Source organism: Paenibacillus sp. BAC0078 (assembly GCF_054483875.1).
This window is the reverse complement of the sequence record NZ_JBTLRW010000011.1, coordinates 205077-221219: the sequence shown is the minus strand read 5'-3', so window position 1 is coordinate 221219 and position 16143 is coordinate 205077. Positions and strand designations below refer to the sequence as shown.

General features: G+C 49.6%; 11 protein-coding genes and 1 rRNA gene. 2 read left to right on the top strand and 10 right to left on the bottom strand.

What is annotated here, in order from left to right:
* Nucleotides 1–301, bottom strand: a 16S ribosomal RNA gene (locus ACX1DY_RS20760); the annotation flags it as partial.
* A 473-nt stretch (nucleotides 302–774) separates the two neighbouring features.
* On the opposite strand from ACX1DY_RS20760, the gene ACX1DY_RS20755 reads away from it, so the two are divergent.
* On the top strand, nucleotides 775–2031 hold the full coding sequence (locus ACX1DY_RS20755; RefSeq protein WP_458966094.1) for an MFS transporter: 1257 nt from the start codon (nucleotides 775–777) through the stop codon (nucleotides 2029–2031).
* A 100-nt stretch (nucleotides 2032–2131) separates the two neighbouring features.
* Nucleotides 2132–3406 carry a molybdopterin-dependent oxidoreductase gene (locus ACX1DY_RS20750; protein ID WP_458966093.1) on the top strand — a complete coding sequence of 425 codons (1275 nt, stop codon included), beginning with the start codon at nucleotides 2132–2134 and terminating at the stop codon, nucleotides 3404–3406.
* Between the two features lie 120 nt (nucleotides 3407–3526).
* On the opposite strand, the gene ligA is transcribed toward ACX1DY_RS20750, so the two are convergent.
* From ligA to ACX1DY_RS20705, 9 genes are all read right to left on the bottom strand, one after another.
* Nucleotides 3527–5539 (bottom strand): NAD-dependent DNA ligase LigA, encoded by a 2013-nt coding sequence (gene ligA / locus ACX1DY_RS20745; RefSeq protein ID WP_458966092.1) that lies wholly within the window; start codon nucleotides 5537–5539, stop codon nucleotides 3527–3529.
* A 76-nt stretch (nucleotides 5540–5615) separates the two neighbouring features.
* Nucleotides 5616–7964 (bottom strand): DNA helicase PcrA, encoded by a 2349-nt coding sequence (pcrA, locus tag ACX1DY_RS20740; RefSeq protein WP_458966091.1) that lies wholly within the window; start codon nucleotides 7962–7964, stop codon nucleotides 5616–5618.
* Nucleotides 7965–8248: 284 nt separating this feature from the next.
* A complete protein-coding gene (gene pcrB / locus ACX1DY_RS20735) occupies nucleotides 8249–8959 on the bottom strand; it encodes a heptaprenylglyceryl phosphate synthase (protein ID WP_458966104.1) in 711 nt (236 codons plus the stop codon).
* 262 nt (nucleotides 8960–9221) lie between these two features.
* Nucleotides 9222–10622 carry an undecaprenyl-phosphate glucose phosphotransferase gene (locus tag ACX1DY_RS20730; protein WP_458966090.1) on the bottom strand — a complete coding sequence of 467 codons (1401 nt, stop codon included), beginning with the start codon at nucleotides 10620–10622 and terminating at the stop codon, nucleotides 9222–9224.
* Nucleotides 10619–11518, bottom strand: coding sequence for a glycosyltransferase family 2 protein (locus ACX1DY_RS20725; protein WP_458966103.1), 900 nt, complete (start codon nucleotides 11516–11518; stop codon nucleotides 10619–10621). The genes ACX1DY_RS20730 and ACX1DY_RS20725 overlap by 4 nt, the downstream gene beginning before the upstream one ends.
* Before the next feature lie 371 nt (nucleotides 11519–11889).
* On the bottom strand, nucleotides 11890–12918 hold the full coding sequence (locus tag ACX1DY_RS20720) for a glycosyltransferase family 2 protein (protein WP_458966089.1): 1029 nt from the start codon (nucleotides 12916–12918) through the stop codon (nucleotides 11890–11892).
* A 179-nt stretch (nucleotides 12919–13097) separates the two neighbouring features.
* Entirely contained in the window at nucleotides 13098–13958 is an 861-nt protein-coding gene (rfbD, locus tag ACX1DY_RS20715; protein WP_458966102.1) for a dTDP-4-dehydrorhamnose reductase, read from the bottom strand.
* 8 nt (nucleotides 13959–13966) lie between these two features.
* Nucleotides 13967–14989: a dTDP-glucose 4,6-dehydratase gene (gene rfbB / locus ACX1DY_RS20710; RefSeq protein WP_458966088.1), complete on the bottom strand. Its 1023-nt coding sequence runs from the start codon at nucleotides 14987–14989 to the stop codon at nucleotides 13967–13969.
* 157 nt (nucleotides 14990–15146) lie between these two features.
* The gene (locus ACX1DY_RS20705; protein WP_458966087.1) at nucleotides 15147–16121 is read right to left on the bottom strand and encodes a glycosyltransferase family 2 protein; all 975 of its coding nucleotides are present in this window, start codon (nucleotides 16119–16121) and stop codon (nucleotides 15147–15149) included.
* Between the last annotated feature and the right edge of the window lie 22 nt (nucleotides 16122–16143).

The following is a 16143-nucleotide window of genomic DNA, read 5'->3' as shown; positions in this document are numbered from 1 at the left end:
CTCAGGTCGGCTACGCATCGTCGCCTTGGTGGGCCGTTACCCCACCAACTAGCTAATGCGCCGCAGGCCCATCCTCTAGTAGCAGATTGCTCCGCCTTTCATCCTTCCTTCAGGAGAAGAAAGGAATTATCCGGTATTAGCTACCGTTTCCGGTAGTTATCCCAGTCTACAGGGTAGGTTGCCTACGTGTTACTCACCCGTCCGCCGCTAAGCTTATCCCGAAGGATAAGCTCCGCTCGACTTGCATGTATTAGGCACGCCGCCAGCGTTCGTCCTGAGCCAGGATCAAACTCTCCAATAAGGACGCTTGCGAAGCAAGCGTCGCCTGCATTCTCTTCGGTCCAACTCAAACTTGAGTGGATGAAGAGAATGCAGTATAGAAAGAGCGATTCGCTCATTTCGAAACTGACGATTCATTATATGAATCTCTAAAAATTAACGCGTTCCATTTGTTCAGTTTTCAAAGAACTTGCTCCTGGCATTCAACATTATGTGTCTTGCACAGGAATTAGATCATATCATGCTTTGTTGTTTCTTGTCAACTTATTTCTTCTTCGCTTTATCATTCAGCGTCGATGCCTCATAAGCACAAGAGATAATATATCATGCGTGCTGAATCTTCGCAACCCTTTTTTATAAAAAAAATAAGTTAGCGCATAAATAGCACCAATTGAGCACAAATTGATTCCCATGATGCATCAGTTGTGGCTACAATAGGGTTTATCAGAATTATACAAGAATTCACATTAACGACCGTCACGGAAAGGAGCTCAAATGAATAACAATTCCACCTCAGCCTCTCTATCAGGAAGAATTGAGGAACAGGAGCAGCGTCATGTGCAGCAGGCTACCATTTACCGAATCTTATTGGCTGTAAGCTTTGTTCATTTATTTAATGATTCCATTCAAGCGCTTATTCCGGCAATGTTCCCTATTCTAAAAGATAATATGCTGCTCTCTTATGCGCAGGTGGGCTGGATTGCTTTTGCTCTCAATATAACCTCTTCAGTGATTCAGCCTGTGATCGGCTACGCTGCTGACCGCAAACCGCGGCCAATTCTTTTGCCGATTGGGATGTGCTGTACCTTCGCCGGTGTATTCCTGCTCGCTTTTGCCGGTAATTACGCACTTGTGCTTTTCTCGGTTATGCTTGTAGGGTTTGGGTCGGCGGCATTTCACCCGGAAGGTATGCGTGTGGCTCATATGGCTGCCGGTCAGCGCAAAGGGTTGTCACAATCCATCTTTCAGGTTGGCGGCAACGCCGGACAGTCCTTGGGGCCGCTGCTGATGAAGTGGGTGTTCATTCCTTTCGGGCAGATGGGTGCGCTCGGTTTCACGATCATTGCCGCTGCGGGAGTTGCTGTTCAGGCTTATGTCGCTAGCTGGTATAGACAAATGTTGAATGCAGGATACACCTTCCGCAAAAATTCGGCGGCCCGTGCGATTGATCCAGTACGTCGAAAAAATATTTTGACCGCTACGATAATTCTAGTCTTCCTAGTGTTTGTACGCTCTTGGTACGGCGCCTCGATTGGCGGGTACTATTCCTTCTACTTAATGAAGAATTATGGGATGACACTGGATAATGCTCAAATCTATATTTTTATGTATTTGGCGGCTGGAGCCGTTGGCACCTTTTTCGGGGGACCACTTGCTGACCGCTTCGGACGGCGTAATCTTATTTTGATCTCTATGGTGGGAACTGTGCCTTTTGCGTTGGCGCTGCCTTATGTAAATCAGACCTCAGCGGTTGTACTGCTGGTGATTTCGGGCTTCGTGCTGCTGTCCAGCTTCTCGGTCACTGTTATTTATGCACAAATGCTGTATCCGGGGAATATCGGAACGGTCTCGGGGCTGATTACCGGACTTGCCTTTGGACTTGGCGGTATCGGCTCTGTGGTGATTGGTGAGCTTATTGACCGGATCGGTATTACGACGGTTTTTGTCGCCTGCGGTTTCCTCCCCCTGCTGGGTCTGCTCGCTCTGCTGCTCCCCGGTGATAAAAAGCTCGAGGAATGGGCAGCCGAATGAACTCTGGCAATTCCGAATCGCTCAACAGCTAGTTTTTGCGGTACAATTAGTTAAAAGTTGAATGATTCTTCATAGCTCAAGGGTTAGAGGAGGGACAGCGTTGAAAAAAGCATTGGCGGCTCTGCGTAAAGGGTATGGAAAAAAGCTTGTCTCTATTCACATGTGGAATGCGTGGCTGGTGTTGTTTCTCGCAGTGAGCGGCTTATTGCTGGTTGGAGGTTTTTGGCGGGAGCTGCTCGGCGAGGGAAGAGTATGGCTAAAATTGGCGCATATCGCTTTTGGGCTAATATTGCTAGCTCCGGTAATCTTTTACTTGCTGCTCGCTGCCAAGCATTGGAAAAGGCTGAAAGGGAAGAATTCACAGAAGGCCAATGTAATTTTCGTGCTAGCCTTGCTGATCGGTTGGATTATATCCGGCGTTGTACTCTGGCAGTTCAGGCTTGCCGGGCCGCGAGCGGCTAATGCAGCACTTTTTGTGCATGATCTTCTAACCTGGATTGGGCTGCCGGTCATCATCTATCACTCCATTACCCGGGTCAAATGGCTTAAAGAACCCAAGAAGCGCTCTATCGTACCGGAGACGGCGCCCGATGGAGAATATAAGGATACAGGAGTCCCGCAAAAAACAGCATCTACAAACCAGCCTCAGTCGCTGTATACACGCCGTGGATTTATTAAAGCAACGGTCGGCGCGGGTCTGGCGATAACGCTCGGTCCAACCTTTGTGCGCTGGATCGGAAAATCATTGCAGCTCCCCGGAGCCGCTGAGTATGCGGCGAGCAATGCCAATACCCTCGTCCCCGATCCTGTGCCGCTTGCGGATTCAGCGCCCCCGATTGGCGGTGGAGCAGAAGGCAGCTTCCGCGTCTATACCGTAACGGATATCCCCGCGTTCGATAATTCCAATTGGTCCTTTACGATTGATGGTCTGGTCGATAGAAAGCTCACCTGGACATGGGAAGAATTCGTCAAGCTGCCGCGCGAGGTGCAGGTCAGTGATTTTCACTGCGTCACCGGCTGGTCTGTATATAGTAACACCTGGGAGGGCCTCCCCCTCTCCAAGCTGCTCGAAATGGCCGGTGTGCAGGATCAGGCAAAAACGGTCAAGCTGTATTCCGGAGACGGTGTTTACACCGATTCGCTGACACTAGCGCAGGCCAAAATGAAGGATGTGATGGTCGCCGTCCTGCATGACGGCAAGCCTATTCCGAATCAGCTTGGCGGACCTGTTCGTCTCATTACTCCGCAAATGTATGCTTATAAATCGGTCAAATGGCTAAACCGGATTGAACTGATTGAAGGCGACCATATCGGCTATTGGGAAGAGCGCGGGTATGACAAGGATGCCTGGCTGCCGAATGCCCAGCGCGTGTGATTGATTGAAGCTGCTTTAATCCTCGAAAAAAAGCCCGTCCTCCTGATTTCACAGGGGGACGGGCTTTGTACTGCGTATGTCAGGTGAAAGTCTGAATCAGGGTCTTTCACCACAGTATGCCTAGCTCTCCAACAGACGAATCAGTTCTTCTTCATCCTCAATCACCTGGATGCCGAGCTGCTGCGCTTTGGCCAGCTTGCTTCCAGCCTTCTCACCGGCGATTACCAGGTCAGTTTTTTTGGAGACACTGCCGGAGACTTTGGCGCCGAGCGCCTCCAGGCGTTCCGCCGCTTCCTCGCGGGTGAGCTTCTGCAGTGAGCCGGTCAGCACTACTGTTTTGCCGCTGAAGAAGGAATTGGTATTGATCTGACGCGGAGCTTCCGGCGCCTTTGCCTGCACACCCAATGCAAGCAAACGGTTAATGCTGTTAACCACATAAGGATCGGCAAAGAAGCTTACAATGCTCTCAGCTACAATACCCCCGATGTCCGGCAGACCCGACAAATCCTCGGCGCTTGCGTTCATCACGGCTTCCAGGCTGCGGTAGTGATCGGCCAGCATTTTGGTGGTTGCTTTACCGGTGTTCGGAATACCAAGGGCAAACAGGAAGGAAGCGAGATCCCGCCCTTTGCTCTCTTCGAGCGCCTTAAGCAAATTTTCTGCCTTTTTCTCTCCGAAACGCTCCAACTGGACAAGCTGCTCGGAGGTTAGCTCATATAAATCTGCCGGTTCACGCACATTCAGCTCTTCATGCAGTTGTCCGGCTGTTTTGTCGCTAAAGGTCTCAATATCCATTGCATCACGGGAAGCGAAGTGCGTAATCCGTCCGATAATCTGTGGCTTGCAATTCAGCTTATTGTTACAGAAGAGATGCGCCCCCCGCATTTCCAATGGGGAATCACAGGCTGGACAATTTTCAGGGAAAATAATCTCTCCGCCGTCGCTCTCTTCGGTTACTTTGCCGAGAATTTCCGGAATGACGTCATTGGAACGGCGGATGAACACCCGCGTACCCAGGGCGTGCTTCAGATTCTTGCGTTCAATATCTCCCACGTTGTTCAGCGTACAGTTCTGGACGGTCACTCCTGCCAGCTCCACCGCCTCCACACGGGCCAGAGGAGTAACCTTGCCTGTACGGCCTACATTCCAGCTGACAGATTCCAGAATGGTTGTTGTCTCTTCAGCCTCGAATTTATAAGCCACTGCCCAGCGCGGGAACTTGTCCGTGTAACCCAGCACTTCGCGGATACGGAAGTCGGTCACCTTGATAACCGCACCGTCAATCAGATAGTCGAGACCGGAACGTCTCTCTTCAATATCTGCCAGTTGCTCGGTAACATCGTCGAAATTATCGAAGTAGGTAAGATACGGATTGACCTTAAAGCGGTTGTTCCGCAGAAAATCCATCATCTCCTGATGGCCCCCGAACTGCACCCCTTCCGCATAACCCACATTGTAAAAGAAAGCACTCAGCCGGCGTTCGGCCGTAGTCTTGGGATTCAGGTTGCGCAGCGCTCCCGCTGCCGCATTGCGGGCATTCTTGAGTGGTTCAGCAGCTCTAGTGTTATAATCCGCAAGCACAGATAAGTTCATGATTCCTTCACCCTGTACTTCAATAAGCCCTTCCGTAAACGGGATGGTTAGAGGAACCGATTTTATCGTCTTCACTTGCGCCAGGATACCTTCGCCTGTCACACCATTGCCCCGTGTAGCTGCCTGTACCAGCGCTCCGTCGCGATAGGTTAGGTTCAGAGTCAGCCCGTCAAACTTCAGTTCTACCGCATAGCAGGGCTCCGGCAGAGGATGTTCAGGATTCTTGGTGTTGTAGTCATTGACCAGCTTCAGCACCCGCGCATTCCAACTGCGCAATTGTTCAATATTCTGCGCTTTGTCCAGACTCCACAGCGGGGCAAGATGCCGGTGCGGCGTGAAGCCTTTGAGCAGGTCTCCTCCTACACGCTGGGTGGGAGAATGGGGCAAAACAATCCCGCTCTCCGCCTCCAGAGCCACAAGCTTATCGTAGAGCGCGTCATATTCTTTGTCGCTGATCTGTGGTGCATCCAGCGTATAGTAGTGATAATTATATTGGTTCAGTTCGGCAACGAGCTCTTCCATTGTGTGCATAACATCCATTCGGGCTTATCCCTCCGTCAAATAGGTTTCCTACGGTTAGCGTGGTCCAAAAACTCAAGCGTTAATCGCAGCCGAATTATTCGACCTTGGTTATCGGCGCAAAGCCTGCCAGCAGCCGCTTCACTCCAACCGGCGCCGGAAAAGCGATCTGCAGCTCCGTATCGTTGCCGCTGCCCTTCACGGACACAATGGTGCCGGTGCCCCATTTGCCGTGCGAGACCTTGTCGCCCGCCTTGAAGTCGCCGGGCGACGAAGCCCCCGGAGCGCGCTGCGCGCCTCCGGTGGTGACGGTCACGCGGCCCGTACCGGCTGCCGCGGACGCCGTGCTGCCGCCGAAGCCGGCACTTCCGCTGCCTGCCGGCGCATTCCCGGCAGCGCCGCTGCGGCTGCCGAAGTTCCCCCGGCCGCCTCCGCCAAAGCCGCGGCCGCCATAGGCACCGCCTGCCTCCGCGCCGCGCCGGAAGCGGTCCGAAGACCCGCCGGTATCTTCCTTCAGCTCCTCCGGAATCTCCTCCAGGAAGCGCGACGGCGGATTTGCCGTCGTGCGCCCGAACAGCGTGCGCATCCGTGCACAACTGAGAAACAGCTGCTTCTCCGCACGGGTAATGCCTACATACGCCAGCCGCCGCTCTTCTTCTAGCTCATCATTGTCCTGGAAGGCGCGGCTGTGCGGGAATACGCCCTCTTCCATCCCGATAATAAAGACCGTCGGGAACTCCAATCCCTTGGCGCTGTGCATCGTCATCAGCACAACGGCATCGCTGCGCTCTTCTTCATCATCATTCATACTGTCGATGTCTGCAATCAGCGCCAGGTCGGTGAGGAAGGAAACCAGCGACTTATCCTCATTGTTCTTCTCGAATTCCATTGTTACAGACAGAAATTCGTCGATATTTTCCAGACGGGCACGCGATTCCAGTGTGTTCTCATTCTGCAGCTCCAGACGGTACTGGGACAGCTCCAGAATCTTCTCTGTCAGCTCTGTCACCGACAGGAATTCGACCATCCGGTGCAGCGCCTCAATCATATCGTAGAACTCCACCAGCGTGTTGCGCGTCCGCCCGGCAAACCCCAGATCATCGACCGTCTGCAGTGCCCGGAAAATCGAAACTCCCTGCGCAGCCGCAGCATCCGCCAGCTTCCCAACCGTCGTATCCCCTATCCCACGCTTCGGAACGTTGATAATCCGCGTTAAGCTGATATCATCATCGGGATTGGACAACAATCGCAGATAAGCCAGCAGATCCTTGATTTCTTTACGGTCATAGAACTTAATCCCCCCAACGATCTGGTAGGGAATATCCGACTTAATCAGAATTTCTTCTATTACACGCGACTGGGCATTGGTACGGTACAGGATAGCGTGATTCTGGTAGGGCTGTCCCTGCTTGACATTTTTGCTGATCTCTCCGGTAACAAAGTAACCCTCATCATGCTCGGAGTCGCCACGGAAAACCTTGATCTTCTCACCTTCCACCGAATCCGTCCACAGCTTCTTCGGCTTCCGTCCCGTATTCAGCGCGATCACGCCGTTGGCCGCATTCAGAATATTGGAGGTGGAACGATAGTTCTGCTCCAGCAGAATCGTCTTGGCTTCCGGGTAATCCTCTTCAAAATTCAGAATGTTCGTAATGTCCGCTCCGCGCCAGCGGTAGATCGACTGGTCGCTGTCGCCGACCACGCAAATGCGGTGATGGCTATCCGCCAGCATGCGGCAGAGCATATACTGCGCTCTGTTGGTGTCCTGATACTCGTCCACATGAATGTACTTAAATTTCTTCTGATAGAAATCCAGCACCTCCGGCACTTCCTTGAACAATTCAATCGTCTTCATAATCAAATCGTCAAAGTCCAGCGAGTTGTTACTCTTGAGGCGCTTTTGGTACATCGTATATACCTTGGCTACGAGACCCTCAAAATAATCGCCGATCTTCTGCTCATATTGCGCAGGTGTGACCAGTTCATTCTTTGCAGCGCTGATCATGGACTGTACAGCCTTAGGCTCAAACTTTTTCGTATCAATATTCAAATCCTTCATGCAATTGCGGATAACCGACAACTGGTCCGAAGAATCTAGAATTGAAAAGTTAGAGGTGAAGCCGATCCGCTCGATATCCTTGCGCAGAATCCGCACACTCATCGAGTGGAAGGTGGATACCCAAATATCCCGGCCCTCCGGCCCAACCAGCCTTGAGACGCGCTCCTGCATTTCCCGGGCGGCCTTATTGGTAAAGGTAATCGCCAGAATCGCCCAAGGCGGCGCCTTGCGGTTCGCAATCAGCCAGGCAATGCGGTGGGTAAGCACGCGCGTCTTGCCACTGCCCGCTCCCGCCATAATCAATAAAGGGCCTTCTGTAGTTTCCACAGCCTGACGCTGCGGCGGATTAAGCCGGCTTACGGCATCCTGTATATTAACAAGTTGCATGTGTGACATGCTCCTTTCTGAGGTATAAGCTTGTGTATCATAAAGTAGTTCTACCGATAACCACTAACTATATAATGAACTATAGATTTTCATATTGGGGTCTGGTCGTAACTGCGGGGAATGTTTGGACTTCCGGCCGCTGTTGTCTGCAGATTTCTTGATTTCAACCGCTCTTCGCGGTTGAAATCCGCGGACAAAGGCGGACGCTGTCGCTCCTACAGTTCCAAACTTCCCCTCCGTCACTTCGGCCCTGTTTTTATTTTCTTTAGTTCAACTTATATTAATTACTCAAAATCAATCTGCGGCGTGTTCTTTACAGCCTGTACTGTGAGCAGTGCCGCCTGTACGTCCCGGTAAATAATATTGCCGACCACCACTGTATCACACAGAGCAGCGGCCTGCCCGGCTTCTGCTTCACCGGTTATTCCCCCGCCATAAAAAAGCTGACTGTGCTCCACCATCTCCCGTACCGTCCTCACCGTCTCCATATCGCCAAATGTTCCGCTATACTCCAGGTATACAATCGGCAGGCTCATCAGCTTGTCCGCAATCTGTGCATAAGCAGCAGCGGCCTCTCCACTAAGCGAGCAGTCCGCTCCTGTGAGACGGGCTACGGAGGAATCGCCGTTCAGCACAATATATCCCTCTGTGAGCAGCAGCTCCCACGGGATCAGGCTTCCATAGCGTTCTATCGCCCGGCGGTGATGACCGTGAAGCCACGCGGTATCAGGCGTATTCAGCACCATAGGAATCATATATAGATCAAATCCAGGCACAGCCGCCTCAAGATCCGAGACCTCCAGCGCACAAGGCAACTCATACCGGCGTACTCTGGACAATAGAGCAGCCGTATTCTGATAAGTCACGCCTGTGGAGCCGCCAACCAGTATCGCATCGGTTCCCGACGTGCAGATGGCTTCCAGTTCCGCCTCTCCAAGCTCACGATCCGGATCCAGCTTAAATACATGCCGCCACGACTTGATCATTTGCCGCATTTCATTCATCCTCGTCCATCCTCAAAATTCATATAGCAAAAACACTCCCGCTTCCGCAAAAGCTGTAACTCTAGTCTATGCCAGCACTAAGGGGAGTGTCAATTTAATGTGGAGAAAAATACGAACATTTTTTCGCCTTTTTTCACCACTTAACAAAGCCCCTGCATACGGGATATAAAAAAAGAAGAAACGGCTATGTCTTCCTCAAACTCAAGGATGGCAGCAGCCGTTTCAGCAGGAGATATATTAGGGCTAAGTGATATTAGTATGCATTTTTAAATCCGTTGCGAATGGTCTTAAAAATAATCCGGATATCAAATAGCAGCGACCAATTCTCAATGTAGAATATATCATGTTTGATCCGTTCTTCAATGGAGGTATCTCCACGCAGGCCGTTGCTCTGTGCCCAGCCGGTAATTCCCGGACGCACATGATGCTTGACCATATATTTCGGAATCTCATCACGGAACTGCTCCACATAAAAGGGGCGCTCCGGCCGCGGGCCTACAACACTCATCTGGCCAAACAGCACATTGAAAAATTGCGGCAGCTCATCCAGGCTGGTCTTGCGGATAAACGTTCCGAACTTGGTGCGGCGGGGGTCCACTGGCGTACTCCACCCTGTATCTTCCTCGCCATCCTGCTGCATCTTCATCGAACGGAACTTATACATCATGAAATTCCGCCGGTTGAGGCCGACACGCTCCTGCTTGAAGATGATCGGTCCGGGAGAGGTCAGGCGCACGCCCAGAGCCACGATTAACATCACAGGTGACGTCATAATAATGGCGAACAACGAGAAAACAATATCGAAAACACGCTTAGCCAGCTTATTGCCGGTCATATCGAGCGGAATGTCGCGCACATTGATCATCGGCATACCGGCGAAGTTGTCAAAGTAAGGCCGGGCCGGCAGGTAGTCGAAGAAATCGGGAATAATCAGCGTCCGTACCCCGGCTTTTTCGCAGGCGGCGATAATCGCCGGATATTTGGAGTGGGCATCCAGCGGGAGGGCAAGAATAACCTCGTCCACCGGCAGCATTTCCAGCATCCCCGGCAACTCATCCACAGTACCAAGAATCGGCTTATATCGCTGCTCTTCAATGCCATCCCACACATGGTAGTCGTCCAGAAATCCAATAGCCTCATACCCCAGCTCCGGGTACTGCTCCAGATTGCTGTAGAACCTTTTGCCTAAAGTACCGGCGCCCAGAATGAGCACGAATTGGCGGTTGAAGCCTTTTTCACGGAAGGACTTCAGCATTTTCTTCAGCACATAACGGTAGAGCATAATAGAAAGGATATTAAAAGCTATATAAATCGCCAGATATTGCCGTGAGACGTCAATCTCCTTCAGGAAGTACATTAAGCCAAGCAGCATAAAGATGGACATGAGGTGGACCTGAAAGATTTTGAGGAATTCGTCGACAAAACGCTTCTTGCGCTTCGGCTGATACAGCGACAGCACAATCCCGATCAGCACAGCTATCCCGCCATAGATAAAGCTCCAATACGCATAAGACTCCACCGGCAGTGTCCGGTAAGATTCCAGCCAGCCGCTTTTGAACTTAAGCCACCAGGCTGCCAAAAAGGCTATCTGGATCACCAGAAAGTCGGCAACGATATAAAGCTGCGTCAAAAACCTTTGATTTCGGCGAATCATAATCTCACCTCAGCCTTCGATTCAGTTCGTGAGCCAGATTCCCCGGATAACGTAAGACTCTGTGCCGGTGAAGGAACTTTACGTGGATTAATCAGTGCATTGCGTACCAGCGAGAGCACAAACTTTACGCCGACTCCGGTATATACCGCTCCATTAATCATACTATTGTACCGCTTGCTATAATGCTTACGGTGAAATAAAATCATCGCTCTATGAAACTCGTAAACGATTTTGAACGGTCTGCGCCGCGCGCTGCCGCCCTTCAGATGCACGATGGATGTCCGCGGGTAATAGTAAATCCCCCAGCCGGCCTCTTTGATCCGGAAGCACCAGTCGAGGTCCTCACCATACATAAAAAACTCTTCATCCAGCCCTCCGACCTGCTCAATCGTCTCCCGCCGCAGCAGCATAAATGCCCCAACCAGACAATCAACAGGATAGTCCTGATCCGGGTCCAAATACCCTAATTGATAACCATTAAATCTGGGACGGCTGGGAAACAATTTACTAAAGCCAAAAGCATAGTAGAAGGAAGCGGATGGAGTAGGAAAACCTCTCTTGCAGGCCTTGTCCAGCGAACCATCCGGCAAAATCACCTTGCAGCCCGAAGCCCCAAGATCCGGCCGGCTGTCCATGAACGAAATCATCGTCTCCAGCGTATCCTTCCGCACCACCGTATCCGAATTGAGCAGCAGCACGTATCGCCCTGAAGCAACTTCCATCCCCTGATTATTGGCACGGGCAAACCCGACATTTTCCGAGTTGGCGATCAGCAGCACATCCGGAAATTCACTGCTGATTCTCTCTACCGAGTCATCCCGGGAGTTATTGTCTATTAGAATAATTTCATAGATAAAATTCGTTTCGGAATCATACACCGACCTAAGACAATCCATCGTCAGGCGGCATGTGTTGTAATTGAGAATTATTATGCTTACATCTACACTCACTGCACTACGCTCCTGACAAAAATAGTAATCTATCGACAACCATTATAACACAAAAACCTCCTATATAAATTGAACTATAGATTTTCATATTGGGGTCTGGTCGTAACTCTGGGGAATGTTTGGACTTCCGGCCGCTGTTGTCTGCAGATTTCTCGATTTAAACCGCTCTTCGCGGTGGAAACCCGCAGACAAAGGCGGTCGCTTCCGCTCCTCCAGTTCCAAACTTCCCCTCCGTCACTTCTGCCCTTTTTATTTTTTCTTTAGTTCAACTGATATAGATAGTCATGGTCTGTTTCAGGAGGTTTTAGCACTTAATTTCATCTGACTTTCAAACTCTTAACTTTTGCCTGAATGTATTTACGCTTTTGCTGCAAGTTCCGCCGCTGTGCAAAAAATGAGCCCCACGCTTTAATTAACTTCGGTTCCTTTAAGAGCATATATCCGTGTGCAGCGACCTCGTAAGGCAGCGAATACAAAATGGTCGGCAGCAGCGTGCGGGCAGGTTCATTTTTATAGATCATTTTGTAACGGTTGATATATGAAATTCTTCGGATGAACATTGACTTGCCGCTACGTCCCGAGGTTTTCCAGCCCCGTTCATGGTAGCCAATCGCTTCCGCATCATAATAGGCCTGCCATCCCAACAGATTTGCCCTCCAAGCCACATCCACATCTTCCTTATAGGCAAAAAAGTCACTGTCAAAAAACTCACCGTCAACGCTAGCATCTTCAATCATCCGCCGGGAGTACATCGCAGCTGCACCAGACACGCCAAACACAGTACCCGATTCCAGCCATTGTGCTGCAGGCTCTCCCGCCCCACGGTCAAAAGCGCGCCGCGTCCTGTTCATCAACAGTCCCGTACTGTCGACAAGTGAGTGATCCGCTTTTAACAAAAGCTTGCCTGTGGCACTGCCGACTCGGGGGTTAGCTTCCATTTGCGTAATCAGGCGGGAGATATAATCAGGTTCCAGCGTCAGGTCCGGATTGAGCACCAGTACATAATCAGTCTGCGTAGCAGCTATTGCCTGGTTATGCGCAGGGGCGAAGCCGGTGTTGGCCTTATTTTCTAGTAGAACCAGTGAAGGAGAGTGTACCGGGAGTTTCTCTTCCCCCGAAGCTTCCTCCGCTTCCCGCTCCTCGGACCAAAGCTTCGCTCCGATGGTATGATAGAACTCTCTCACCTTATCCGCGCAGCCATCTGCCGAAGCATTGTCTACAACGACGATCCGCTCAATGGGATAATCCTGGGCAAGCACTGCTGTCAGGCATTCTTCTATATCATCTGCGCTGTTATAGGTAACAATATGTACACTGACCGTTTTGTTGATGATATTGTTATTCATAATTATCCTCTGTATCCTCGAATTCTGGTTAATAACATACTGTCTATTATACCGAAAACAAGAACAGGCGGCTACGCCGTCTCACAGCAGAGCGAAGAGCCATTTCAGCATAAAGCGGCTTCCATTTATCAAAAAAACTCCCGACCCGCCATTCGCGGTTCAGGAGTCTTCCGAATCTTTTATTTCAGCTCAAGCAAAAAGTCTCTCAGTCCTTCACGCCAAGGCCGTATATCCTGGAATCCGTTTGTGCGGATTGACAGATGCTCCATGACCGAATAACGCGGGCGCGGGGCCGGACGAGGAAACTGCTCGGTTACACATGGCTCCAGCTTTGCTGTAAATTTCAGTCCCAGGATATCCTCTGCTTCCGTAAAGATCGCCTGCGTGAACTCATACCAGGTACAAAATTCACTATTGGAGGCATGGTACACACCATACTTCTCCGTCTGGACAAGCTCCACCAGGAAGTTCGCCAAATCAACGGTGTAGGTCGGCGACCCCTTTTGGTCGTCTACTACCTGCAGCAGCGGCTTCTCCTGCCCCAGCTTCAGCATGGTTTTTACAAAGTTATTGCCATACTTGCCGTATACCCAGGAAGTACGCACAATGAAGAACTTGGAGGACAAAGACTGCACCAGAATTTCTCCAGCCCGCTTGGACTTGCCGTAAATACTCTGAGGATCGGTGTTGTCATATTCATGATATGGCTGTGTTCCCATGCCGTCAAAAACATAATCCGTACTGATATATACCAGCTTCGCACCCGCCTTCTCGGCAGCAAGCACCACATTCCGGCTTCCGGTGGCATTGATCAGATAAGCGGCATCTATGTTGGTCTCCGCGACATCAACTGCTGTATGAGCGGCACAATGAATCACAGCATCCGGTGCAAATCCGCTAATAATTTCCATACATTGATCAGGATCAGTAATGTCCATCTCCTGCCGGTCACAGCCCAGTACCTCATGGCCATGCGCTTGCAGCAGAAGCACCAAATCCTGTCCCAACTGTCCGGCCGAACCTGTAACAAGTACCTTCATCTTGGGCATTACAGAGAATCCCCCAAACGGCTGCCGTACTGGAGCGCAGCATACTGTTGATATTCCCCGGATTGAATACGAGTCCACCATTCCCGGTTATTCAGATACCACTGGATCGTTTCCTTAATTCCCGTTTCAAAAGTGTGCTTAGGCTTCCATCCCAGATCTCTCGTTATTTTGGTGGGATCAATACCATAGCGGCGGTCATGGCCCGGACGGTCCTGAACATACGTAATCAGCGAATCCGGCTTGCCCAGCTCCTGCAGCACCGTATTCACGATATGCACATTTGTGCGCTCGTTGTTGCCGCCAATATTATAGACCTCGCCATTCACACCTTCATGAATAACCAGATCAATCGCACTGCAATGATCCTCAACATACAGCCAATCGCGGATATTCATTCCATCGCCATACACCGGCAGCGCCTGATCCGCCAGCGCACGGGAAATCATCAGCGGAATCAGCTTCTCAGGGAACTGATACGGACCATAGTTATTGGAGCAGCGAGTAATATTAACCGACAAGCCAAAAGTCTCATGGTAAGCGCGCACCAGCAAATCCCCGCCCGCCTTGCTGGCGGAATAAGGACTGTTCGGAGCCAGTGGAGTTTCTTCGGTAAACAGCCCGGTAGCTCCAAGCGTTCCGTACACCTCATCTGTGGATACCTGAACGAACTTGTTCACACTATATTTTTTCGCCGCATCCAAAAGCACCTGCGTACCCAGCACATTCGTCTTCACAAACACATCTGGCTCCAAAATACTCCGGTCCACATGCGATTCCGCCGCAAAGTTGACAACCACATCAACCCCCTGGCTGATCAGCGCATCCATCGCCTGTACATCTGTAATGTCGGCCTTAGCAAACGTATAATTAGGGTGATTTTCGATTGACTTCAAATTCTCTAGATTTCCAGCATACGTCAGCGCATCCACGTTGATGATCTTATACTCCGGGTGCTGCTGCAGCATATACATTACAAAATTGCTGCCGATAAATCCGGCCCCGCCGGTAACGAGCAGTTTCATGTGTTAACCCACCTTTTAGATATATTATTGTTACATCGTATACTTGGTGATTTCCTATATACTATGCTTAAAATTAGCTTAAGGAAATAGTCGCTTTTCCCTTTGAGAACCGAATCGAGTTATTGAGAAGATACGCAGAATGTAACTCCTATTTTATTTATGCTTTTCTACTAAAATAATAGTGAAAAGTATTAACGATTAATTGATACTGAATAGTAAAATAATTTTTCATAAATCTAATTTTATGTTTTACTCTTTTGACCTTTTTCAAGCTAAATATTCCATTCACTGTACCTTTAAAATATTCGCTTCTAAATCCCAAACGGTTATAAACGTATAGTTTCCATATAAAACCGACCAAGAGAAAGGGACTATTTATAACTATTTGTATCAACGGCATATTTTTATAAATTAGATACACGTTATTCCTAGCACTTAAGCTAACCTTAAAGGAATTCAGACCATTTTGTCCATTACCACTAGTTGCGCTTCCTATATGATAAACTTCGGCTTTTGGGCAATAGTAGTTTTTATACCCATGAACCTTAGCACGGTAGGAAACATCTACGTCCTCTAAGTATGCAAAAAACGCATCATCGAACATGCCAATTTCTCCAAATATTGATCTTCGATAAATTGCAGCCCCTGCACATGAACTAAATATCTCTTCTCTTTCATTGTAACATTCAATAGACTTACCATCGCCTCGTTTAAACGCCCATCCCAATACAGTTAAACAATCACCAGCATCATCAATAATGTCTTTATTATTCATGCGAATCATTTTACTGCTCACAGAAAATATATCAATATCAGATTCGATTGTCTCCAACAGATTAGTTAACCAATTTTCGCGTACCTCTGTATCATTATTTAATAAGACCACATATTTACTATCAGAACTCTTAATCCCCGTATTAACGGCCTTAGAGAATCCGAAATTGTCCTCTAATAGTATCACTTTCACAAATGGGTAGTTTTCTTTAATAAAATCAATACTCTGGTCAGTAGATGCATTATCGACAACAACTACCTCGTCTAGCTCACAATCTATTTCATCCAATAATGCTCTCAGGCAATTATCTAGATACGAAAGACCATTATAATTGGGGATAATTATTGTAGATCTCACTATTCATCACCTCATGGACGGT

Coding starts and splice junctions, on each gene's coding strand:
- ACX1DY_RS20755 (WP_458966094.1), top strand. CDS start 775: ATGAATAACAATTCCACCTCAGCCTCTCTATCAGGAAGAATTGAGGAA.
- ligA (WP_458966092.1), bottom strand. CDS start 5,539: ATGGATGTTATGCACACAATGGAAGAGCTCGTTGCCGAACTGAACCAA.
- pcrA (WP_458966091.1), bottom strand. CDS start 7,964: ATGCAACTTGTTAATATACAGGATGCCGTAAGCCGGCTTAATCCGCCG.
- pcrB (WP_458966104.1), bottom strand. CDS start 8,959: ATGCGGCAAATGATCAAGTCGTGGCGGCATGTATTTAAGCTGGATCCG.
- ACX1DY_RS20730 (WP_458966090.1), bottom strand. CDS start 10,622: ATGATTCGCCGAAATCAAAGGTTTTTGACGCAGCTTTATATCGTTGCC.
- ACX1DY_RS20725 (WP_458966103.1), bottom strand. CDS start 11,518: ATGGATTGTCTTAGGTCGGTGTATGATTCCGAAACGAATTTTATCTAT.
- ACX1DY_RS20720 (WP_458966089.1), bottom strand. CDS start 12,918: ATGAATAACAATATCATCAACAAAACGGTCAGTGTACATATTGTTACC.
- rfbD (WP_458966102.1), bottom strand. CDS start 13,958: ATGAAGGTACTTGTTACAGGTTCGGCCGGACAGTTGGGACAGGATTTG.
- rfbB (WP_458966088.1), bottom strand. CDS start 14,989: ATGAAACTGCTCGTTACCGGCGGGGCCGGATTTATCGGCAGCAATTTT.